This is a genomic window from Planococcus sp. FY231025 (assembly GCF_052078085.1).
In the GTDB taxonomy this organism is placed as follows: domain Bacteria; phylum Bacillota; class Bacilli; order Bacillales_A; family Planococcaceae; genus Planococcus.
In genome coordinates this window covers 100,268-122,959 of record NZ_JBQJJG010000004.1, presented here as the reverse complement: position 1 = coordinate 122,959, position 22,692 = coordinate 100,268, and the positions used below count along the sequence as shown (strand labels likewise).

The window sequence follows — 22,692 nt, the reverse complement described above, 5'->3', positions numbered from 1 at the left end:
CCAATCACCTCTCACTATAACATCAGTATTTCCCGGATATCGTGTTCTGTCAAGGAAGTGAGCGACTCCTCCCCGGAATGGATCACTTCATCGACCAGGTTCTTCTTCCGCTCCTGGAGTTCGCTGATTTTTTCCTCGATACTCCCTTTCGCCATCATCCGAATGACGTGGACTTCGTTTTCCTGGCCCATGCGGTGCGCCCGGTCAGCGGCCTGCTGCTCGACTGCCGGATTCCACCACAGGTCATAAAGGATGACCGTATCGGCCCCTGTCAGATTCAGCCCGGTGCCCCCTGCTTTCAATGAAATCAGGAACAGGCTGCCTTTGCCGCCGTTGAACCGGCTGCACATTTCCACGCGGTCAACGGGCGGCGTCTGTCCGTCCAGGTAGAAATACGGGACCCCTTGGCGGCTGAGGTTCTGCCCGACCAAGCCGAGCATTTGGGTGAATTGCGAAAAGATCAGCACCCGCCGCCCGCTGAGCCGGCATTCCTCCAGAATTTCCATCAGCTGATCGAATTTGGCGGAGCCGCCTTCGTAGCCTTGCACGAACAGGGCCGGATGGCAGCAGATCTGGCGCAGGCGCGTCAGCCCTGCCAGGATTTTGATGCGGTTTTTCTGGAAGCTGCCTTTTGTCAGGTGCTTCAGCGCGTCGTGCTTCAGTTCTGCCAGATACGCGGCATACAGTTTTTTCTGTGCCGGGTACAGATTGGAATATTGGTCGGTCTCGATCTTTGCCGGCAGCTCGCCGAGCACTTCCCCTTTGGTCCGGCGCAGCAGGAACGGCCGGATGCGCTTGGCGATGTGCTCGCGCCTCATCTCGCTGAATTCGCGGCGGTTCGGCAGCAGTTCCGGGAAGACGACCCGGAAGATGGACCATAGTTCATCCAGGGAGTTTTCTACTGGTGTTCCCGTTAATGCGAACCGGTAATCCGCTTCCAGCGCTTTTGCGGCTTTGGCCGTCCGGGTCACCGGATTTTTGAAAGCCTGAGCCTCGTCAAAGAAAATCGTATGGAATCTTTTGCCCTGATAGAGGTGGCTGTCCATCCGGAGCGATGGATACGAGGTGATGACCACATCGGCAGCCGAAAGGTCCTTTAATGCTGCCAGCCTGTCGGAACGGCTGCCATCAATGACCTTGGCTTTTAGACCCGGCGCAAATTTCTTCAATTCATTCAGCCAATTGTAGACAAGCGACGACGGGCAGATGACCAGGGCCGGCTCTTTGCGCCGGCGCATTTCCGGAAGCACCGAAACGATGAAGGCAATGCTTTGCAGGGTCTTCCCGAGGCCCATGTCATCGGCCAGGATGCCGCCGAAACCATAGCGGGCGAGCCCTTTCAGCCAGGCCACCCCGGTTTTCTGGTAGTCCCGGAGCACCAGCTTCAGTTCATCCGGAACCGCCGCTTCCACGTCTGACGGGTCTGAAAGGTTTTTCATCAATTCCGCAAACGCCCCGTCCGGCTCTGCCAGCCCGCCTTCTTCCAATTCTCCGGCGAGCCGCATGCCGTGGATCAGCGGCACCCGGATCTCCTCTTCTTCCAAATCGTCCGCATCCAGGCCGAGTTCCTCCATAAAGTCCTGCAGCGCCCAATATTCCGGCGTTTCAAGCGACATCAGCGTGCCATTCGGCACCCGGTAGTACTTGCGCTTTTCTTCAATTGCCTGCAACAACCCTTTGATCTCTGTTTCCGGGATCCCTTCGAGGTCGAAGCGGAACGACAGCCAGTCGGTGCGCTCCTTGACTTCCACCCGGATCTTCGGGCCGCTGTATCCGCGCTGCACGCGCATCTTCACTGCACTTGTCGCATAGACCTGCACCAATTCCTCCAATTCCGGAACCTTCCGGTAGAGGAATTCGTATTCCGCTTCTTCGTCCTGCAGGTAAAATCCACCCGGCGTCCTGGTGAAGAGGCTGTCCTCCATCCCTTTCATGATGCGCTGCTCCTTGGCGCGTTCGCGCCGGATGCCCGGAATATGGCGGTACTCCTGCTCTTCCTCTTCGCATGGGTTGATGACAAGCTTTCCGTAATGGAACTCGACGCCGGCGAGCAGCCGGTTGCGCACCCGGTCGAGGAACAATTTCGCTTTCAGCGGGGTTTCTTCAATCGTCTTAACCGCTTCTTCAGCCACATCCACTTCGCCGAGGCGCATCAGGCCCGGCACAGCCGTTTCCAGGAAATGCGGGACCTGCCTTTCCGGAATCCGGAAATCTTGCCCTTCCCCAAGCATCCCTTTCAGTTCCGCGAGCCGCAGGCAGTCTTCCACTGCCAACCGGTACAGCTTCCCTTCTGAAAGGGCGCAGTCGTAGGCAGTGAAAACGACAATCCCGTCGAGACCGGAAGCTTCCAAGCGGAAACTGCCCGCTTCTGCAGGAACCAGCTCGAAGGCGAGCGGCAGCCGTTCCCCGTAGGAAAGGCCGGGGTAACGGCGTGTTCCTTGTTCTACATAGACGTCAGGTGCCGCTTCGAGGAGCGGCACAAGGAGCTCCCATTCAGCTGCCGAAACGGGCAGCACAGCCCCGCTCCCGTTATAGGCAGCGGCCTGGCTCTTCATCAAAAAGCGCAGCACGGCATCTGTCTCCCGGCTGAAATTATGGCGCTCCGGACTGTAAATTTTGCCGGGTGCATATTCATAGGGGAGACGGCCGGCGAAGTTTTTCAAAAACTGGCGGGGCTCCGCGATCACTTCAGCCCTCCGTCCTCCAGCCGCCAGGCGGATGCCGATGCTGAAGCCGGCTTCTTCCCTGCTGATTGGCACGCAAATGATTTCGACCGGCATCGTCTCGCGCCTGTCGAAGTGGAGCTGCCTTCCGCTCGGCTGGACAGGCGTCTGGCTGAACAGCCCAAGCATGCGGTCTGCCGCTTCGCCTTCTGTTTTTTGCCGCTCTTCGATGGCGAGCAGAACAGCTGCGATGTGCTGGCAGTAAGTACCGACAAAAGCGACCGGCGGACAGCTGCAGGATGCTTCCACCCGGCCGCTGGCAGCTTTTACCGTCACGTCAAACCCGGCGCCTGTCCACACCCGCCCCTTTTCCGGCTCCCCTGCTTGTTGAGGGGCCAATTCGACTTTTCCGTTAAGGAAATAGCTACGCCCTTTTTTATAAGCGGCTTCGCCGCATAGATTTTTGATTTTCCAGGTGTTTAATGTAATATCCATCGCTATGTACTTCCTTATCCGGTTCTGTTTCTTTTCAGCCTAGCATGCGCCCGGCGGCGGGTCAAAAGCTACGCCGCAAAAGAAAAAAGGCGGAGCCTATCGCTCCACCTCCTCCCCTTTTTCCCGTTTCACGTGAAACAATGTCAGCCCTTTTTAACAAATTCCGACTTCAGCTTCATCGGGCCGAACCCGTCGATTTTGCAGTCGATGTCATGGTCGCCTTCGACCAGGCGGATGCTTTTGACTTTTGTGCCGATCTTCAGGACCGACGAGCTCCCTTTCACTTTCAAGTCCTTGATGACCGTGACGGAATCGCCGTCTGAAAGGACGTTGCCATTGGCATCGCGCACGACCTTCTGGGATTCTTCCGGCTCGGCTTCTGCGCCGGACATCCATTCATGTGCGCATTCCGGGCACACCAGCATGCTGCCGTCTTCGTATGTATATTCCGAATTGCATTCCGGACAATTTGGCAATTTCTCCATTTTCATTTCCTCCATTCATTTTGATGATCGCTTACGCCTGCTTCTTATGGCTACGGCTGCCTGTTGCCACCGCATCCTTGTTTTGCCGGTTTTTCACTTCTTCCATCTTCGCGTAGAAGCTTTCTTCCATGTCGATGCCGAAAAAGTTCGCGAACTTCATCATATAGGCGAGGCAATCGGCCAGTTCTTTGCCGATGTCCTCCTTCACGTTCTGCGACGCCAGCCGGAACGCTGCATCTTCGTCCATCCCCTCGTCCACATAGCGCCGCGTCAGATTAAAGGCTTTTCGCAGCTCCTCCGCCACTTCGGCCACTTCCGTCGTCAAAAGCATATAATTTCCCAGGAGCGACGCGCGGGTTTCCGGGTAGCTCCCCTCACTGATGCTCCAGCCCATCTCTTCTTGAAACTGTTCGGTGAATCTCTGCATCTCTTTCATGCTGCCCCTCCATTCATGTGGTTTTCGGTTCGCCGATCGGCAGCACCGTCGAGCTTTTGATTTCCCGCAGCGCCAGATTGGTCTGGATTTTGGCGATGCCGAGCTCGTTCAATTTCCGGATGAACCCCTGCAGGCCGCTGCGGTTGCGGTTGGCGACTTTCAGCAGGTAGTCGTATTCTCCCGTGATGCATTGGCATTCCAGCACTTCTGCCATCCCTTCCAAGGCGCGCTCCAATGTTGCCAGTTCCTCTGCCTGATGGAGGTTCGTACTGATGAAAATAAAACACAGAAGATCAAAGCCGAGCTTTTCCTGGTTCAGGATAGCAACGTGCCCTTTGATATAGCCTTCCGTTTCCAAACGTTTGATCCGTGAATGGACGGCCGGAGAAGACAGATTGACCCGCTTCGCAATTTCCGTATTGCTCAAATCCGCCTGCCGCTGCAAAATATCGAGGATCTGGACATCCGTCTGGTCCAGCACTTTATTGACGACCGATTCCACCGCTCCACTCCCTTTCGATTTTTCTAAACCAGTCCGGGTTCAGCTTAAGATTCTGAAGATAATAATGAAATAAAGGGAATAACTTTAATTCTTTTTGAATTTTAATCGTTCTTCAAAAGATTCATTCTTATTATAGCGTAGGATGCTAAAATTATTAATATACAATTCAAAGTTCTTTTGAATAAATTCCGGGAAAGAAGGTTCGCCATGCGCTATTTCTATTCACTGTTATTATTGCTGACAAGCTTCATGTGGGCCGGCAATTTTGTGGTCGGCAAATGGCTGGTCGGCCACGCCTCGCCGATGACGCTGACCAGCCTGCGGTGGATGATTGCCGTGCTCTGCCTCATCCCGCTTGTCTGGGCCAGCGAGAAAAAGCTCCTGCCGCCGCGCAAGGCGCTACTGCCGCTCGCGTTGATGGGCGTAACCGGCGTGGTGCTGTTCAACATCCTGCAATTTATCGCACTCGACCATACGTCCGCGACGAACATCGGGCTGATTTCTACATTGAACATGATTTCCATTGCTGTTTTTTCCGCTCTTTTGCTGAAGGAAAGGATCCGTTCGCTGCAGACAGCCGCGATGGGCCTTTCGCTGTTCGGCGTCGTCCTGGTGCTGACAAAAGGGAATGCCGAGCTCTTATTTTCGCTTCAGTTCAACAAGGGCGATTTGTTCATGCTGGCTGCTGTCGGCATCTGGGGGGTCTACTCGGTCTGCAGCAAATGGGCGATGGCACATGTCTCTCCGATGATGGCTACACTGTATTCAGGCATATTCGGTGTCGCCGCGCTGCTGCCGTTCAATCTTGCTGACTTCACCGTGACCAACATCAATGCCTCTTTCGTCTATTCCATTCTTTATACCGGCGTCGTCTCGACCGTCGTCTGTTTTGTCCTCTGGAACATCGGCGTCCAGAAGCTGGGGGCGACGACTTCCGGGTTGTTCCTAAACTTCAATCCGGTCTTCACCGCGGTCCTGGCGTTCCTGCTCCTGGGCGAGCGCATGTCGGGCGTGCAGGTGCTCGGAAGCGCCCTCGTAATTCTTGGCTGCTACCTCTTCAGCCTGTTCAAGACAAAATCGTTCCGCAGACAACCCTCTGCAGGCATAGCAAACCCTCTGACGCGCCAGGCCTAGCCCGGTCCGTCAGAGGGTTCTTTTTGTGCATGCTTCATCTTAATGTGCGTTTCAGGAATTCTCGTGTGCGCTCTTTCTGCGGCGCATTGAAAATCTGCTCCGGCGGCCCTTCTTCGACGATGACGCCTTTGTCCATGAAGACGACCCGGTCGGCCACTTCTTTTGCGAATTCCATCTCGTGGGTTACGATGAGCATCGTCAAGCCGCTTTTCGCGAGGTCTTTCATGACCTTCAGCACTTCCCCGACCATTTCCGGATCGAGGGCCGAAGTCGGTTCGTCAAACAGCATGACGTCCGGCTCCATCGACAGCGCACGCGCAATCGCTACCCTCTGCTTCTGCCCGCCGGAGAGCTGTTGGGCTTTGGCGTTGACGTACTGGTCCATGCCGACGACATTCAAGTATTTCATCGCCACTTTTTCCGCTTCTTCTTTGCGGCGCTTCAGCACTTTCACCTGGCCGACGGAGCAATTGGCCAGGACGTTGTGGTTGTTGAACAGATTGAATTGCTGGAACACCATCCCGAGTTTCGTGCGGTAGGCGTGGATATCATGGCGGTCATCGAGGATGTTCTCGCCGTTATAGATGATTTTTCCGCCGCTCGGCTTCTCGAGCAGGTTGATGCAGCGGAGCAGCGTCGATTTCCCGGATCCCGAAGAGCCGATAACGCACACCACTTCGCCTTTATGCACTGAAAAGTCGATGTCTTTCAACACTTCATGCGTTCCGAACGATTTGCTTAAATGCTGGATCTCGATCACTTTTTCCATAAACTCTCCTCTTCCATTTCAGCTTTTTGGCGCGGTCACTCTTTGATTTTGTGTTCCGTGTCTTCCGGGTTCACCACTTGCATCGGCAATCCGCCGATCATGCTGTAGTTTGCCGGCCCTGCCAGCCTTCTTTCAAGTTTGCGCAAGAGGAGCGTAATGGCAAACGTCATGATGAAATAAAGGACGCAGGCGATGAAGAACGATTCGAAATAGCGGAAGTTGTTCCCGGAAACCGAACGGGTCTGGAAAAACAGTTCCGTCACGCCGATGACGCTGAGCACCGCTGTATCCTTGATGTTGATGACGAACTGGTTGCCGGTGGCCGGCAGGATATTGCGGATCACCTGCGGCAGGACGACGTTCATCATCGTCTGGAAATGGTTCATCCCGATGGCTTGCGCCGCTTCGAATTGGCCCTTGTCGACGGAAATGATGCCGCCCCGGACGATTTCGGCCATATACGCTCCCGTGTTGATGGAAACGATAAATATGGCCGCAGTGAAGACATCCATATCGATGCCGAATGCCATTGCCGAGCCGTAGAAGATGACCATGGCCTGCACCATCATCGGGGTGCCCCGGAAAAATTCGATATAGGCGGAAAGCAGCCCGTTGACCGTTTTCAATAGCGGTTTCTTAATGCCCCGCTCCGGCATCGGGATTGTGTGGATGATGCCGATGATCAGCCCGATGGCAGCGCCGATCAATGTCCCGATGATCGAAATCAACAGCGTCATTCCTGCTCCGCGCAGGAACATCGGCCAATTATCTGTAAGTATGGTAATGACCCATTCAAGACTCATTGTTTTCCTCCTAAGCAAAAGTAAAGCCGGCCGCATGTGCATGCAGCCGGCACCACCCCATCATTATTGCGCAGCTGGTTGGTTCTGGATTGCTGTATCCATGATTTCCTGGCGCTCTTCTTCGGAAATGCCCGCCAAGGTTTCATTGATCGCTTCGGCGAGGCCGCTTCCTTTTTCAAGTCCGACGGCCACCGCTGTATCGTCTTCCGACGTTTCAAATCCGTCTTCGAATTCCACCATCGCGAAGTTTTCATTTGCTGCAGAAGCACTGACCGCTTCCGGGCGTTCCGATACATAGCCGTCAATCATGCCGGATTCTAGCGCTACCCGCATTGACGGGAAGCTCTCCATAGCCGTTTCTTTAGAGACGCCTTCGATCTGGTCGATGACGGTGTAATGGAACGTGTTCAATTGTGCCGTGATTTTCGCCCCTTCAAAATCGGCGAGTTTTGTGGCATTTTCATATTCGCCGCCTTTTTTCACGACCATCACCAGTTCAGATGTATAGTAGTGGTCCGAAAAGTCGATGGTCTCTTTGCGTTCGGCTGTCGGCGACATGCCTGCAATGATCGCATCGATTTTGCCGGAAGTCAGAGCCGGCACCAGACCGTCCCATTCCGTTTTGACGATTTCAAGCTCTTTGCCCATGTCTTCAGCGATGCGCTTGGCGATTTCCACGTCATAGCCGCCGGCATATTCCGCATTTCCTGAAATTTTCACTGCGCCGTTGGAATCATCCCCTTGCGTCCAGTTGAACGGAGCATACGCCGCTTCCAAGCCGACCTTGAATGTTTCGCTTTCCTCTGAAGCTCCTCCGCCTGTCGAGCCGCTTTCTTCCGATCCGCATCCGCCCAGCAGCATGCCGGCCGAAAGAATCGCCGTCAACCACAATCCTGTTTTCTTCTTCATAATCCTTTTCCCCCTTTGGTTTCTGCACTTCTCATTTTCCTGAATATACAAAAAAGGCAACCAGCTACAAAAAAAGATCTGAGTTAGACTCAGATCGCTATATGCATAGTTGCCCTAAATCCTCTTTTCCCTGGTTCGAGATAGCGCTCCGCTATGGACCGGGAAGTCCATGGCGGCAGTCCTGCAATTGTTCACTGCAGACCCAGCAAGTAATAGTCGAGAAATATTACAAACTTCGGCGGTCTTTCCTTCTCCATAGCATCCCTGCTTCTCAAACTCTTCTATGGACTAATAAATCCCGCGCCTCTACCTCACCGGAAAGTGAGGTTATATATTCACTTGTTTTTCATAGTCTACAATAAGGCTTTTTACCTGTCAATCTAAGTTTTCATTGCCCGACTTCGATTGAATCGGGGCTCTCCCGCCAAGCGCCGGCCCCATTTCCGCGTGCCTCCCTCTGCCCTTCGGAAAAGTGCGGGATGCTCCCTTTGACAGCCCGCGCGGCTTCTTCCACATTGCCTACCTGCAGGAACTTTTTCTGCGCATCCGGATATTGATGTTCCGTGTGCTTGTAGCGGGAATCGTAATAGTATTCCAACAGCAATTGGATGGCCGACGGGAAGCGCCCCGTTTCCAAATCCGCTTCGATCTGCCCTGCAACAGGCACGCGGATGCGGGACTTTATGCGGTGGAACGCCTCGAGGCATTCTGCGGCATACTCTCTCGGACGGTAATCTTCCATGATTTCCTGCACTCTTTCAGCCATCGGCATTTCGATGACCAAATGCGTGCTCCGGTTTTTCAAATCGCATAAAAACGGCGGGATCACCACTTTCCCGATCCGATGGCTTTCTGCTTCAAACAGCACATACGGAGCATCTGCCAACTTTCTCAACCGATGGACAAGCAGCGAATCGAACACTTTCTGGTTATGCGGCTCGAGGCCGATCTGGCCGAAGATGGACCCCTTATGGTTCGCCATCCCTTCAAAATCGATGACCGGAAAGCCTTCCTTCTCCAATGCCTTCAACACTCTCGTTTTTCCGGCGCCCGTCAAGCCGTTCAACACGAACGCACGGGAGGGAGCCGCCATTTCCTCCAGCTGCGCCACTACCCATTTCCGGTAGCTGCGGATTCCGCCTTCCAAGCGGTGCGAATGGATATTCATCAAACTCAATAGCGTAGCGGTGGTCCGGCTTCGCATTCCGCCGCGCCAGCAGAAAACCGTCAGATCTCCTTCGAGCGCTTTGAATTGCCGGATAAATTCCGGCAGCTTTGCAGAAATGATTTCCAGTCCGCGCTCTTTTGCAGCTTCCACGCTGACCTGTTTATAAAGCGTGCCGACTTCCGCCCGCTCCGCGTCATCAAAAAATGGGATATTGATGCTTCCGGGAATCGTGAAATTTTTAAATTCAGCCGGTGACCGGACATCGATCAGGACCATTCCTCCATTTTCGATTGCCGGGACCAGCTCTTCGACTGTTATATTGCTGAACATGATTCTTTCCTCCAAAAGTTCCTTGTACAGCCGCCGCCATACTCTGCCGGCAGCATTCGTTAAGGTTACTTTGTACTTCGGCCTGGCATTTCCAAGCCTCCTATCCAAGTATACACCCAACCGTTTTCCAGCAGTGTTTTAATACTCGGCAGCCGAAGCCCTTTTGCTGGCCTTTCAATAATAACATGAAGTTATTAGAATTTTATGTTAATTTAAATGTATACCCTATTTTATTGGAGGCGAACGGTTCCATGGCGCATACAAACCAAAGCATTTTCATCAATGCCCCGCTCGAAGATGTTTTCCAGTATACGATCAATCCTGAAAACTGGGCTTATTTCTATAATAACCTCGCGTCCCCGAAGAGGATCGACGGAAACGGCGAAGCCGGCACTGTCGTCGAAGCGGACTACGCCATCATGGGCATGCATTTCCCGCAGACAATCCAAGTGACGGAATGCGAGCTTTCAGGCTCCACTGCCCGCTGGACCGGCATGATGAGCGGCAGCTTCACCGCAAAACAGACCGGCTTGTACAAAGCGGTCGACAACGGCACCGAGCTGACGCTGGATATTGAGAGCTATATTCCGCATGACCTCTTCGGCCGAATCACCGACCGGATGATCTACGAACGGATCAGCAGAAATTCTGCAAACCATACGCTCGAAAACATCAAAGCCATCTGCGAAGGGACTGATTAGCGGAATCCCCTTTTTTTGTTTGGCTTATCTCCCCTGCTCCTTTATATTGAAATTGGGTGATGATATGGACAGGAAAATTTATTTTGATAATGAAAGATCCATCGCAGGGCTGACATTGAAAGATGAGTCAACATTGGAATCCAATAATATGGCGCTCCATGCCTGCAGCGATCCGGCGCTCGTCCTCGTGAACCGGCAGCATTTTGCCGACTCCCTCGGTACGGAGCCCGGAAGCTTTGTCTGTGCGAATCAGACGCACAGCGCGAATTTCCACCGTGCCGAGGCCGCGGACAAAGGCCGCGGCGCCTTTTCAGCAAGCACGGCAATACCGGAGACCGATGCACTTTATACGTATGAACCGGGGATGGTCTTGACGAGCTTTGCCGCCGACTGCGTGCCGATCGTCTTCTATCACGAAACGTCAGGGCTCATCGGTGCAGTCCATTCGGGCTGGCAGGGAACCGTAAAGGAAATCGCATTACAGCTTTTCCGGCATTTGATCCAAATGGAAAACTGCACGCCGGACGGTTTCCGCGTGCAGATCGGCGCCGCCTTGAGCCAAGACCGCTTCGAAGTGGACGAAGACGTCTATTCCAAATTCAAAGCGCTCGGCTATGCGGATGAGTTCATGTATTTCAAGGAAGCGACGGGCAAATACCATATCGATAACCAGGCGGCCGTGAAAAAACAGATCGAACTTGCGGGCGTCCCGGAAGAACGGATTTCCATCGACCGCACGTGTACGTTCGACAGCCCTCAAGGCTTCTCCTACCGGCAGGACAAAAAATGCGGCCGGCATATGGCTTTTATTATGAAAAAACAGTGAAGTTGAAAGATTTCAGCATGGTCCACGGCCCAATCGGATCGACCGGTTTGTGCCGCGGGCTTTTTTCTTTCCCGCCCCGCCCAAACAGGCTTAAACGCCGTTTGGAACGGGTAAACAAAAACGAAATTCTTTTCAATTCCAGGAATTTGAAGGGCCGTTTTTTTAACAACAGTCCCAATCAAAAAATGAAACTTCTAAGCACATGGCCCGTAATTTCTAAAGAGGTGAGAACATGGGGTTTTTTAATCGTTTGTTCGGCGGAACGGACAAACAGGCGCCGGAAGTGGAAAAGCGGACGCTGCGCAATCTGCGGGTCAAGGACTTTGTGACCTACGACCTGGCAGACTACGAAGTGGTCGGCAAAATCCATTACAATGACAGCGGCTATACATGGGATGCCTATCAGCTTGCATCTGCCGGCAAAAGCAAATGGCTCAGCGTGGAAATGGATGATGAGCTGGAAGTGGGCATTTATGAAAAGATCCGGATTCCGGGGCTTGAACCCGGAGCGAAGCAAATTGAGCATGACGGCAAAACCTATTATCTCGAAGAGCAGGGCCAGGCATATGTCACCTCCCAAGGCCGCAGCGAAAATATCAATGGTGCGGAAATGGACTATTTCGAATACTTGGATGAGTCCGGTGAAACCTTCCTGTCCGTCGAAGTATGGGGCAGCGAAGTCGAAGTCAGCAAAGGCTACAGCATCGAAGAATACGAAATCACCATTCTAGCGGCAAGCTAACCAATAGGAGGAGAGAATATGTTTCAATTTTTCAGTCGTGTACGCACTTATGTAGAATCGGAGCTTAACGCAGCACTTGATAAAGCGGAAGATCCGGTGAAAATGCTCGACCAGTTCATGCGGGACATGGCCCTGGACATCCGGGAAGCAGAGACGGCTGTCGCCAAACAGATCGCCAATGAAAAGATCCTGAAGAAAAAATACGATGATGCCAGCAGCATGATGGAAAAACGCCAGCAGCAGGCCGTCCAAGCGGTCGAAGCCGGCAATGAAGACTTGGCCCGCCGCGCGCTGGAAGACAAGCAGAACCATGTGATCCAGGCCAATTCCATGAAAGAGGCTTACGAACGGGCAGCGAATGATTCGGCCGTGCTGCGCGAAAAGCTAGCGGAGATGAAGCGCGAATACGAAGAAATGCAGATCAAGAAGGATTCGCTGAAAGCGCGTGCGGAATCCGCGAAGACGCGCACCAAGATCAATCGTACGATGAGTTCTGTCGGCAGCGACGAATCCCGCCAAGGCTTCAACCGGATGGAAGAGAAAGTCATGCATCTGGAAGCGGAAGCGGAGACGTCGGAAGACCTGCGGGCAGGTTCGCGCAGCCTCGACGACGAATTCGAGTCCCTGAAAAAAGGCAGCGCTGTGGACGACGAGCTGGCCGCCTTGAAAAAACAGTTTGGAAAAGAATAACGAACCGCGGCCCGCTCCCTTGCGGACGGGCCGTTTCCGTTCATATGGAGTGTTTAGACGATGACTAAAAAAACTTGGCTAACGGGCCTGGTGGCTGCAGTCCTGTTCCTGTCAGCATGCGGCAGCCTTGTACAGGCGGAAGATTATGTAGAAGACAATTATACGTTTGTAAATGCCGTCCAAAGCGAAAGCGGTTCAAACAGCCGTGCAATGATGTACCGGTCCGGCAAGGACATTGAAGGCACCATAGCGGAACTGAGTGAAATCCAGGAACCGGAACAAATCGGCGAGAAAGTCGAAGGCCGCCAAGTGATGGTCTATGATGATGAATTCATTATTTTGACGGAAGATCCGGACAATCCCGGCTCCACCCTTGTCGAAGTGGCAGATGACGAATTTGTCCGGAATCATTACAACCCAGGATTTTTCACTGGGATGTTCTTCGGTTCATTCATCAGCAACCGGTTCGGTTCGGGCTGGAGCCAATCGCAGGCCACCCGCTGTGCACGCGGCGGATGCTATTCCGGCGGCGGCGGATACAATTCGATTCCATCCACTACAGGCGGGCGCGGATCCGTATTCCGCGGCGGCGGTCCGGGTGTCGGAAAATAACTCATAGCAAAGGAGCTTGACTTGTGAATTCATTCTTACTGACTTTTTTATATTTCCTGGCAGCAATCGCTGTTGTCCTTGTCGGCCTCGTCATTTTCGAGCTGTTGACGAGAAAATACAAGGACTGGGAAGAAATCAACGCCAACAATACGGCCGTCGCCTTGTCGATTGCCGGAAAAATCATCGGTACGTGCGTCATCTTGACGTTCTCCATCCTGGAAAACGACACCATCATCGAAACCGTCATCTGGGGCCTTTTCGGGCTGCTCCTGCAATTCATCGCTTATTTCCTGTTCGAATTGCTGACGCCCCGCTTTTCGGTTGAAACCCAGCTGAAAGAAAGAAATACATCTGTCGGCATCATTTCATTTGCCGTTTCTGTCGGATTGGCGTTCGTCATCGGCGCTTCGATAACGTAAGGCGGTGGTTCCCATGCTGACCCAACAGGAATCCGTCCGGCAAAGCCGGGCGATTTACTATGCTTCCGGAATCGTCTCCATCTGCGGCATCATTTTCGAGGTGCTGTTCGGAGCGCTCGGTTCATACATTTTAGGAGATGGAGTGAAGCAGTATACGCTCACCATCTCCCTTTTTTTAACCGGAATGGGCATCGGCGCCTACCTCAGCGAGAAAATGACCCGGCACCTGATCGCCTCTTTTATCTGGATCGAATACGCTATCGGCATCATCGGCGGCTTTTCGGCCATGCTGCTGTTCGGCGTGACCGCTTACCTGCCGCCCGGGACCAGTTCGCTGTTTTTGTACAGCGTCATCCTGATTGTCGGTTCGCTGACGGGGGTCGAGCTGCCGATTTTGATCCGCAAAGCGAATGAAATCGGCGTCTCTCTCCAGAAGAGCGCGGCCAAAGTGCTGTTTTCCGATTATGCCGGCGGCTTAGTCGGCGGTCTGCTCTTCCTGTTTTTGCTGCGCCCGTATTTCGGGCTCGTCAAAACATCCTTTCTGGTGGCGCTGATCAACGTCTCGGTCGCCCTCTGGATCGTTTTCCGCTTCAAGCATGAACTGAAACGCTTCCAGCTGCATGCGGCTTCCGGAATTTTCTTTTTGGCTATTCTCATCGGGGGCGCCTTGTTCGGTGAACAGGCGGCTTTTCATTTCGAGCAGCAGCTCTACAAGGATCCGGTGATTTTCTCCGAGCAGACATCGTACCAGAAAATCATCCTGACCAAGCAGCAGGGCGATACGCGCCTTTACCTGGACGGCCAGCTGCAATTCAGTGCATCCGACGAGCACCGCTACCACGAGATCCTGGTCCACCCGCCGATGGCTGCGGCAGCGCGCCATGACCGCGTGCTGGTCCTGGGCGGTGGAGACGGGCTCGCGGTAAGGGAACTGTTGAAATATAAGGACCTCGGCACTGTGGACCTGGTCGACCTTGATCCGAAAATGACCGAAATCGCCCGCACCCAGCATTTGCTGACCGAACTCAACGAAGGCTCACTCGACCACCCGAAAGTGAAGGTGGTCAACGAAGACGCCTTCCGCTTTTTGGAAACCGCGGACGGCTTTTATGATGTGATCATCATCGACCTGCCGGACCCGAACAACGAATCGCTCAATAAACTCTACACGCAGGAATTCTATTCGCTTGCCCGCAACCACCTGCATCCGGACGGTGCCATGATGGTCCAGGCCACAAGCCCGGTGTTCGCGCCGCAAGTCTATTGGACGATTGACAAGACCATCCAGGCAACCGGCCTCCAGACCCAGAACCTGCATGCCGACATCCCGAGCTTCGGCGGCTGGGGCTATGTGCTTGCCTCTCGCAGCGAAGTGGACATCGACAGCCTGGCCATCATCGAGGACACCGAGTACCTGACCACCGAGCTGCTCCCGGCACTCACGGCGTTCGGCAAAGATGAAGATGCAGAGATCCTGGACAGCAGCGGCGAAGCGGTCACGCTTGAACCCAACACGCTGATCCGGCCGAACTTGATCGAGGTCTACGAGAAATCATGGACGAATTATTGAGAGGCTTCACCATCCATAAAAGCTGTTTAAAAGGAAAAAGTGCTGAAGACTTAAGCTTCAGCACTTTTTTATTATATGTTGAATCAACGAATTTCTCAGATAGCATTGTATAAACGAACAAAGCCGCCAGTTTTCAATGAGCTAAACCAGTGCCGGCGCGCCCATGGACTAAGCGGAGCAATGAGCCGAGTGGACTTCTCGGCTCATTGTGGAAGCTATGCCCCAAGCACCCAAGCGGCATGCAAAAGCCAGCTTCTTTATTCAACCGATATAAATTGAACTTAATTATTCGGATTAAACATACAGCTTTGATCAAAAAATCTCCAACAGTTCATCAAACCGTTCGATGGCATAGTCGTACTTCTCGACATCGCCAAATCCGTATTTGGCATAAACAAAAGGAATGCCTGCGTCTTCTGCCGCTTTTTGGTCTCCGGCAGTATCCCCTACATAAACCGGTGCTTCCAGACCGTTGCGTTTCATGAGCAGCTTGATGTTTTCACCTTTTGAAAGCCCTGTTCTTCCCGGATTTTCGAAATCCCGGAAATACTTGTCCAAGCCATGATAGGCATAGAAGGCTTCAATATAGCCTTCCTGGCAATTGCTGACGATGTATAATTCATATTTCTCCGATAACGCCTTCAGGACTTCCTCCAGGTTTTCATAAAGGATGCCGCCGCGTTCGCTCAAGAAATCGCCTTCGATCTCTCCGCAAGACTGGATGAGTTCCGTGTGCACCTCTGCATTCAAATGTGGGAACAGCTTCTGCATGATCTCATGCATCTGGAGCCCCATTGTTTCTTTCAAATGCTGCTTCGTCAAGGTATGATCTATTTTATCGTTCTGTTCAATCGCCTTATTCCATGCCAAAACAACGGTTTCCCTCGAGTCCCACAAGGTGCCGTCCAAATCGAAAATGATGCTATCCATAAAACCCTCTCCTCTGAACTGATATGCCTCCATTTTACCTTTCCTGAACGCGTAAACCAACTCCTGCACATTGCAAAAAAGCACACCTTCCGCATGGAGGTGTGCTAGAGCTTTCCGTTCAGTTTGGCGAGCGGTACAGCGGGAAATACCCGCTGTCTTCGGGAATCTCCTTCTCCAGGACGAGCATTTGGTACAGGTTTGGGTTGTGGATCTTCTTGCCGATGTAGAACTCCGACGGCCCGTCTGCCGTGAACGTCTTCTTAAAGCGGTAAAGGCTGTCTTCCTGCCCCGAATATCCTCCCCCTAGGTGAAAGTTCTGAATCCCTCTTCCTTGGCCCCATTCCGCGATTTTAAAGAGCAGCAGGTTGTTGGCGCCCAGGTTCCGGTAGCCGTCCAGCGAACCGGACAGGTGGTAATGCATGTAGTTGCCGCGGGTCAGGATCAGCGTAGCCGAAATCATTTTGCCGTCCACAAAAGCACCGAACAAATGGATATCTTCGCCGAACAGCTCGATGGCCTTGCGGAAATACGCTTCGGTGAAAAAGTAGAAGGCGGCTGCGTCGTTCCGGCGCATGGTCGCGTAGTAGATCAGGATGAACTCTTCCAGATTTTCCTCAAGGCCGATTTTCTTGATCTCCACGCCATTTTTCATCGCTTTCCGGATCATATTGCGGTTTTTTCCGGGAATCCGGCCCAAGAGATCGCCGTCTTTCTGTAATGCGATTTTCACAGTGTTGTTGGCGTGCACTATCTCCATGCTGCTTTGGAACCCATTGTGGTTGTCGAGCAGCGGGTGGAACCGCACGAACTCCGAAACGATCCGGTTCACCTTGCAATATTCGCCTACTGCTTCACGGAATTCCAGAAGCAGCGCCTGCTTGTTTCCATTAGCGGAAACAAGCGGACCTCCGTATCCATAAGGCGTTGTGATGTCCCACAACTCCATATCCGCGCCGTTTTCGATTTTTCTTTTGATTACCGGATAGGCGACTTTCCCGTTCCCGTTTTCATAAAAGAATAAGATCGCCTCCCCTTCATCCAAAAGCAGGGAACCCGTAAAATATTCGTGGGAAAAGTAGATGTCCTGCTCCGAAAATTCATCTATAATGCCATTCCAGCGCACTTTGTCCCGGCAATCGATTACTGACAGCAAACTTTTCTCTTTTACCCACATAGTATAGCCCCCTGTTTAAAAATTTTTCCGTTTCTTGTCCTATCTATACTATAAGGGGTTTAAGTGAAAATCAGATGAAAGCAAACGGTGTTGCTGTTTTTTATTCAAAATAAAAATCAGCACTTAAAAATCTGTTTTCCCATTTCCATTCTTTCCTTTTACTGTATACTGAAAATTAAGATATTTTAGAAGGAGGTTTCTGATGGGCAAGAGAGTTTTGGTTTTTTCACTGGCTTTTTTCATGTTTCTCGCATTCGCCGCCCCTACATATGCTGCTCCCGTCTACAAAGATGTCACCGATTCTTACCGGTTCAAAGCCGAATTCGATTTCCTGGCCAAACAAGGCATACTTGCCCCTGATGCGGCGGCCGATTTCCGGGTGGATGAGGAAATCACACGCATTGAAGCAGCTGCTTTTTTAGCAGCTGCTTTGAAGCTCGATGTTGAAAACCGGCCGGTTCCGGTGTTTTCAGACGTTTCGCCGGACGACCCGAACCTCCCCCTCATTGCCGCAATCGTCGATGAAAAGATCATGCTCGGTACACTCGAAGGCGAATTCCGGCCGAATGATAAGCTGACACGCGCCCAGATGGCTGTCATCCTCGTCAAAGCTTTTGGCCTAAAAGGCACTTCGTCGACCACTTTCAAAGACGTGCCGGCAAAGTTCTGGGCTTCGCCTTACATCCTGACCCTGATCGGCAATAAAATCACCGTCGGCTATAAGGACTATACATTCAAGCCGAATCAATTCATCAGCCGCTCTCATTTCATCGTATTTCTTGCCCGCATCTTGAATCCGGAGTTCCGGACAGAGGTGCCCCCGCCTCCGGCGGCCAAACCGCCTGCTCCGACACCGCCTACAAGCTGCGAAAAGCCGGCCAAGACTGCCTCCTATAAAGTGAATGTGGCGGTAACGAATATGTGGAAATACCCGAACCAGACCCGCACCCTTGACCGGCCGTCCCTCGCGTATCCCGTCGATATGCCGAAATGGCTCGGCAGCATGACCACCAGCCAGAAAAGATGGCTGACCGACCGCACAGATACCCAAGCGGTGTTCGGCGAAGAAGTGAATCTGCTGACAACCGGCAGCAGCTGGTACCGGATTGCGGCCAAACACCAGTATGTTCCCTACCAGAAAGAAGGCTATCCCGGCTGGATTCCGAAATCACACATCACCAAAGTGACAAAGGATTATTCCGATTGCGCCGTAGCCCTCGTCACGGCAAAAATGGCGACGCTTTATAACACCGACAACAAGAAAAAGTTTTTGGACATCAGCTACTCCACCCTCCTTCCCGTCATTAAAACGGAAGGCGAATGGCTTCACGTCCAAACTCCTGCCAATGGCATCAAGCTATTGCATAAATCGATGGCGAAAACGGCGAAAAACTACGCCGCTTTCAAAAAGCCGACGCAGGCGGATATCGTTTACAGCGCGAAAAAATTCCTGGGGCTTCCGTATTTATGGGCCGGCACCTCGGCATACGGCTTTGACTGTTCCGGCATCATCTATGCGGTCTACAAGAATTACGGCATGCTCATCCCGCGCGACTCGTTCTATCAGGCCACCAAAGGAACCGCCGTCTCCAAGCAGAACTTGAAGCCCGGCGACCTCGTGTTCTTCGCGTATAGCGGCGGCCGCGGAAAAGTCTATCATGTCGGCATCTATATCGGCTCCGGCAAGATGCTCCATGCGCCGAACTCCTCCTCAAAAGTGCGCATCGAAGCTTTGAATGCCGGCGTCTACAAAACGAACTACGCTGGCGCAAGGCGCTATATTAATTAAACGATGAACGCCAGCCGCTCCCTCTTTGAAGAAGGGGTGCGGGATGGTACGCCAAAGAATGGTTTCGGCTTGATGCTGGAGCCATTTTTTTATTCCCCGTTCCTGAATCAGGAGGCAATTTTGGGACAGGAAAGATTATCTTTTCTTGCAATCGTAGTAGACTAGAGATATACCATTGTTTATCGAATGTTCAAAAATTTATCCTCAAAGAAAAAACATGATTTGCTCCTGCCGTCAGTCGGCAGGAATCCGGACACGTCCAAGGGGGATGGTTTCATGGGCAACTGGAAAACCCACATCGAATTGATTGCCGCCATTGCGTCAGGCATTTTAATTGTGATTGCTTACTTCCTGGAGTCTTCTTCAACGGGCAGCTGGTTCGTCCTTGTCTACTTGCTCGCTTTTCTGATCGGAGGCTACGCCAAGGCGAAATACGGCTTTAAGAAGACGATTGAGGACCGGGAACCCAATGTGGAGCTGCTCATGGTCTTGGCTGCGATCGGCGCTTCGATCATCGGCTACTGGACGGAAGGCGCAATACTGATCTTCATCTTCTCCCTGAGCGGCGCACTGGAAACGTATACGGTCAATAAAAGCCGCAAGGAACTTTCGGCATTGATGAAAATCCAGCCGGAAGAAGCGTGGCTGCTGAAAGACGATGTAACCATCCGCGTGGGGATCGAAACCCTGCTGCCCGGCGATACGCTGGTCGTCAAACCCGGGGAACGCATACCGGCAGACGGCAAATTGCTGACCGGCCATACGGTAGTTGACGAGTCGACCATCAGCGGGGAAGCAATTCCGGTTTCAAAGAACGAAGCTGATCCGCTGTTCGCTTCGACCGTCAATCTAAGCGGAGCCATTACGATGGAAATGAACAAACCGAATTCAGAAACGCTGGTCCAGAAAATCATCGACCTGGTGCAGTCCGCGCAAAGCGAAAAACCGCCTTCCCAGCAATTCGTCGAACGCTTTGAAGGAAAATACGTAAAAGTGGTCCTGGTCGTGTTTGTGCTGATGCTCTTTCTTCCCCATTACCTGGTCGGCTGGGATTGGAATACCACTTTCTATCGGGCAATCCTCCTTCTTGTCGTGGCCTCGCCTTGTGCGCTGGTCGCGTCCATCATGCCGGCGACGCTTGCCGCCATTTCCAACGGTGCCAAAAGCGGCATCATCTTCAAAGGCGGCGTCCATCTGGAAAACCTGAGCGCGGTCCGGGCGATCGCTTTCGATAAGACGGGCACGTTGACGCGGGGTCGTCCGGAAGTGACGGATTTTGTGCTGCGCGAAGAGCTGAATCCGAAAGAAACGATGGAGAAAATCGCAGGAATCGAAATGCAGTCCAACCATCCGCTCGCCAAAGCCATCACGGAATATATCCAAAACGAAGGGATTGCCCCTTTGGCCAACCTCCACATCACGGATGTCCCGGGAAATGGATTGAAAACGGTCATCGGCGGCGAGGAAATTCGCATCGGCAAGCCGGATTTCGTCAATGAGGCCGACGCAGAAGAGTTTCAGGATGGTTTATTGAACCGATTGGCGAACGAAGGGAAAACTGTCACCTTTGTGCGGGACAGCCAAGGGATTGCCGTAGCCATTGCTTTGAAAGACACCATCCGCGACAATACCAAGAGCACGGTCAGGGAACTGCAAGACGCTGGCCTTTATTGCATCCTGCTGACCGGCGACAACCAAAAGACCGCCAAAATCATCGCTGAAGAAAGCGGCGTCGATGCGTATGTGGGCAGCTGCATGCCCGGCGATAAGGTGAAGGAATTGAAGAAACTGGTCGCCGAGTATCAATACGTCGCGATGACCGGCGACGGCATCAACGATGCGCCTGCACTCGCGATTGCCACCACCGGCATCGCCATGGGGGAAGGAACGGACGTAGCGCTTGAAACAGCCGACATCATCCTGATGAAAAATGACCTGTCCCGCATCGCCTATTCGATTCGCCTGGCCAGAAAAATGGAGCGGATCATCAAGCAGAACATGTATTTTTCCGTCGGCGTCATCATCATTTTGCTGATTCTGAACTTCATGCAGTCCATCACGATCCCCTACGGCGTGATCGGCCATGAAGGCAGCACAATCCTGGTCATCCTGAACGGGCTGCGGATGTTGAATCGGAATGTTTAGTCCGCTCTCCTCAATTGCTTAAATCGATTCTTTCCGATTCCTTCAGCCCAAGAGCCGGAGCTAGGCTGAAGGAATCTTGAAAGATACAAGGGAACGGGCTATGCTTTTAATAACCATTGCTGATGCTAATAACGATTTAGGCTAGGCTATACTTCAGACCATAAAGGAGCACGCAACGAATGAATGCTTTCACAAAAGTACACGACCGAAAAAATACACGTTCCGTTAAATGGGATGCCGTCGGAACCATCTACAAGCTGGAAGACCCGTCAGATATCCTGCCGATGTGGATTGCGGATATGGACTTCCCTGCCCCGCCGCCCGTCCTTGAGGCCTTGCATAAAAGGCTCGAGCACGGCATTTTCGGCTATTCGTTCATGTGTGAAGAATGCCGCACAGCTGTAATCGACTGGCACGCAAAACGGAACGATTGGCACATCAAACCGGAGTGGCTGCTGTTCCATCACGGAATCATCCCGGCAATCGCCTCGATCATCGAAACGTTCACCGAAAAAGAGGATAAAATAGTGGTTACGCCGCCTGTCTATCCTCCGTTTTTCCAGCTTGCTGAAAACCAGGGCCGCGAAGTCCTGTATTCGCCCCTTGTCGAACAGGACGGCCGCTACACGATCGATTTCCGAGACTTCGAGGAAAAACTGCGAAGCGCTTCGCTGTTCATCTTCTGCAACCCGCACAATCCCGGCGGACGTGTATGGACCCAAGCCGAATTGCAGGAAATTGTCCGATTGTGCAGCAAGCATGACGTCCTCATCATTTCAGATGAAATCCACGGCGACTTGATGATGGGCTCAAACCACCACATTCCGCTGGAGAAGATTGCCGGTGCAGAAAGCCACCGGATCTTTACATGCATGGCGCCCACCAAAACATTCAATTTGGCCGGCATCCAAGTGGCGATGATTGTGGCGACTGACGAAGAAAAGCGTTTGAAGCTCGAGCAGCACGCGGCGGCCCACGGCAACGGCATGCTGAACTCTTTTGCCCCTGCCGCGTTGCTGGCAGCTTACAACGAAAGCGAAGAGTGGCTTACGGAAATGCTCTCCACCATTTCTGAAAATATGGATTTCGCCATCCAGGCGCTTGCTGTGAAAGTTCCGGCGCTGCGCATCGTGAAACCGGAGTCTACGTACTTGTTGTGGATCGACTACCGAGCCCTTGGCTTATCGGAAGATGAAGTGATGGAGAAACTGCTTTCGGAAGGAAAAGTCGCTTTGGAGCCTGGCAGCAAGTACGGCGAGGCCGGCCGCGGCTTCTTGCGGATGAACATCGCTTGTCCGCGGACCGTTTTGGAAGACGGCATCAACCGGGTTGCCAAAGCGCTTCAAGAATAAAGAAAATATTCCTAAGACCTTCCCCCCGGACGGTGCTGCCCTGCTTGC

The 22,692-nt window shown here is 52.7% G+C and carries 21 protein-coding genes and 1 riboswitch; of the genes, 11 read left to right on the top strand and 10 right to left on the bottom strand.

What is annotated here, in order from left to right:
* Window positions 1–14 precede the first annotated feature (14 nt).
* The 4 genes from ACTL32_RS03900 to ACTL32_RS03885 all read right to left on the bottom strand — a co-directional run bounded on the left by ACTL32_RS03900 (window position 15) and on the right by ACTL32_RS03885 (window position 4,581).
* Window positions 15–3,158 carry a DEAD/DEAH box helicase gene (locus tag ACTL32_RS03900; protein WP_441340224.1) on the bottom strand — a complete coding sequence of 1,048 codons (3,144 nt, stop codon included), beginning with the start codon at window positions 3,156–3,158 and terminating at the stop codon, window positions 15–17.
* Between the two features lie 143 nt (window positions 3,159–3,301).
* On the bottom strand, window positions 3,302–3,643 hold the full coding sequence (locus ACTL32_RS03895; protein ID WP_441340223.1) for a zinc ribbon domain-containing protein YjdM: 342 nt from the start codon (window positions 3,641–3,643) through the stop codon (window positions 3,302–3,304).
* A 31-nt stretch (window positions 3,644–3,674) separates the two neighbouring features.
* Window positions 3,675–4,079, bottom strand: a complete 405-nt coding sequence (locus ACTL32_RS03890) for a MazG nucleotide pyrophosphohydrolase domain-containing protein (RefSeq protein WP_441340222.1) — start codon at window positions 4,077–4,079, stop codon at window positions 3,675–3,677.
* 13 nt (window positions 4,080–4,092) lie between these two features.
* The gene (locus ACTL32_RS03885; RefSeq protein WP_441340221.1) at window positions 4,093–4,581 is read right to left on the bottom strand and encodes an Lrp/AsnC family transcriptional regulator; all 489 of its coding nucleotides are present in this window, start codon (window positions 4,579–4,581) and stop codon (window positions 4,093–4,095) included.
* 207 nt (window positions 4,582–4,788) lie between these two features.
* Between ACTL32_RS03885 and ACTL32_RS03880 the strand changes: the two genes are divergently transcribed.
* Complete coding sequence (locus ACTL32_RS03880) at window positions 4,789–5,715, top strand: DMT family transporter (RefSeq protein WP_441340220.1); 927 nt, start codon at window positions 4,789–4,791, stop codon at window positions 5,713–5,715.
* 34 nt (window positions 5,716–5,749) lie between these two features.
* Here the strand turns inward: ACTL32_RS03880 and ACTL32_RS03875 are convergent, their stop codons facing one another.
* The 4 genes from ACTL32_RS03875 to mnmH all read right to left on the bottom strand — a co-directional run bounded on the left by ACTL32_RS03875 (window position 5,750) and on the right by mnmH (window position 9,694).
* Window positions 5,750–6,484, bottom strand: a complete 735-nt coding sequence (locus tag ACTL32_RS03875) for an amino acid ABC transporter ATP-binding protein (RefSeq protein WP_377340126.1) — start codon at window positions 6,482–6,484, stop codon at window positions 5,750–5,752.
* 35 nt (window positions 6,485–6,519) lie between these two features.
* Window positions 6,520–7,287, bottom strand: coding sequence for an amino acid ABC transporter permease (locus ACTL32_RS03870; RefSeq protein WP_204893242.1), 768 nt, complete (start codon window positions 7,285–7,287; stop codon window positions 6,520–6,522).
* Between the two features lie 63 nt (window positions 7,288–7,350).
* Window positions 7,351–8,196: a transporter substrate-binding domain-containing protein gene (locus ACTL32_RS03865; RefSeq protein WP_441340219.1), complete on the bottom strand. Its 846-nt coding sequence runs from the start codon at window positions 8,194–8,196 to the stop codon at window positions 7,351–7,353.
* Between the two features lie 133 nt (window positions 8,197–8,329).
* Window positions 8,330–8,513, bottom strand: a riboswitch (Lysine riboswitch).
* A gap of 71 nt (window positions 8,514–8,584) precedes the next feature.
* Window positions 8,585–9,694 (bottom strand): tRNA 2-selenouridine(34) synthase MnmH, encoded by a 1,110-nt coding sequence (mnmH, locus tag ACTL32_RS03860; RefSeq protein ID WP_441340218.1) that lies wholly within the window; start codon window positions 9,692–9,694, stop codon window positions 8,585–8,587.
* Window positions 9,695–9,945: 251 nt separating this feature from the next.
* On the opposite strand from mnmH, the gene ACTL32_RS03855 reads away from it, so the two are divergent.
* The 7 genes from ACTL32_RS03855 (at window position 9,946) to ACTL32_RS03825 (ending at window position 15,254) form a co-directional block, all read left to right on the top strand.
* Window positions 9,946–10,395 (top strand): SRPBCC family protein, encoded by a 450-nt coding sequence (locus ACTL32_RS03855; protein ID WP_441340217.1) that lies wholly within the window; start codon window positions 9,946–9,948, stop codon window positions 10,393–10,395.
* Window positions 10,396–10,459: 64 nt separating this feature from the next.
* Window positions 10,460–11,221 carry a peptidoglycan editing factor PgeF gene (gene pgeF / locus ACTL32_RS03850; RefSeq protein ID WP_441340216.1) on the top strand — a complete coding sequence of 254 codons (762 nt, stop codon included), beginning with the start codon at window positions 10,460–10,462 and terminating at the stop codon, window positions 11,219–11,221.
* A gap of 232 nt (window positions 11,222–11,453) precedes the next feature.
* Entirely contained in the window at window positions 11,454–11,963 is a 510-nt protein-coding gene (locus tag ACTL32_RS03845; RefSeq protein ID WP_441340215.1) for a DUF4178 domain-containing protein, read from the top strand.
* A gap of 18 nt (window positions 11,964–11,981) precedes the next feature.
* On the top strand, window positions 11,982–12,653 hold the full coding sequence (locus tag ACTL32_RS03840) for a PspA/IM30 family protein (protein ID WP_441340214.1): 672 nt from the start codon (window positions 11,982–11,984) through the stop codon (window positions 12,651–12,653).
* A 60-nt stretch (window positions 12,654–12,713) separates the two neighbouring features.
* Window positions 12,714–13,265, top strand: coding sequence for a DUF4247 domain-containing protein (locus ACTL32_RS03835; RefSeq protein ID WP_441340213.1), 552 nt, complete (start codon window positions 12,714–12,716; stop codon window positions 13,263–13,265).
* Between the two features lie 23 nt (window positions 13,266–13,288).
* Window positions 13,289–13,684, top strand: a complete 396-nt coding sequence (locus tag ACTL32_RS03830) for a DUF350 domain-containing protein (protein WP_441340212.1) — start codon at window positions 13,289–13,291, stop codon at window positions 13,682–13,684.
* 16 nt (window positions 13,685–13,700) lie between these two features.
* Window positions 13,701–15,254 carry a polyamine aminopropyltransferase gene (locus ACTL32_RS03825; protein WP_441340677.1) on the top strand — a complete coding sequence of 518 codons (1,554 nt, stop codon included), beginning with the start codon at window positions 13,701–13,703 and terminating at the stop codon, window positions 15,252–15,254.
* 312 nt (window positions 15,255–15,566) lie between these two features.
* Here the strand turns inward: ACTL32_RS03825 and ACTL32_RS03820 are convergent, their stop codons facing one another.
* Together ACTL32_RS03820 and ACTL32_RS03815 are read right to left on the bottom strand one after the other, a co-directional pair.
* Entirely contained in the window at window positions 15,567–16,184 is a 618-nt protein-coding gene (locus ACTL32_RS03820) for an HAD family hydrolase (RefSeq protein WP_441340211.1), read from the bottom strand.
* Window positions 16,185–16,302: 118 nt separating this feature from the next.
* A complete protein-coding gene (locus ACTL32_RS03815; protein ID WP_441340210.1) occupies window positions 16,303–17,358 on the bottom strand; it encodes a lipid II:glycine glycyltransferase FemX in 1,056 nt (351 codons plus the stop codon).
* 202 nt (window positions 17,359–17,560) lie between these two features.
* Between ACTL32_RS03815 and ACTL32_RS03810 the strand changes: the two genes are divergently transcribed.
* The 3 genes from ACTL32_RS03810 to ACTL32_RS03800 all read left to right on the top strand — a co-directional run bounded on the left by ACTL32_RS03810 (window position 17,561) and on the right by ACTL32_RS03800 (window position 22,644).
* Window positions 17,561–19,147 (top strand): NlpC/P60 family protein, encoded by a 1,587-nt coding sequence (locus ACTL32_RS03810; RefSeq protein ID WP_441340209.1) that lies wholly within the window; start codon window positions 17,561–17,563, stop codon window positions 19,145–19,147.
* Between the two features lie 276 nt (window positions 19,148–19,423).
* Entirely contained in the window at window positions 19,424–21,292 is a 1,869-nt protein-coding gene (locus ACTL32_RS03805; protein ID WP_441340208.1) for a heavy metal translocating P-type ATPase, read from the top strand.
* Window positions 21,293–21,471: 179 nt separating this feature from the next.
* Entirely contained in the window at window positions 21,472–22,644 is a 1,173-nt protein-coding gene (locus ACTL32_RS03800) for a MalY/PatB family protein (protein ID WP_441340207.1), read from the top strand.
* The last annotated feature ends 48 nt before the right edge of the window (window positions 22,645–22,692 follow it).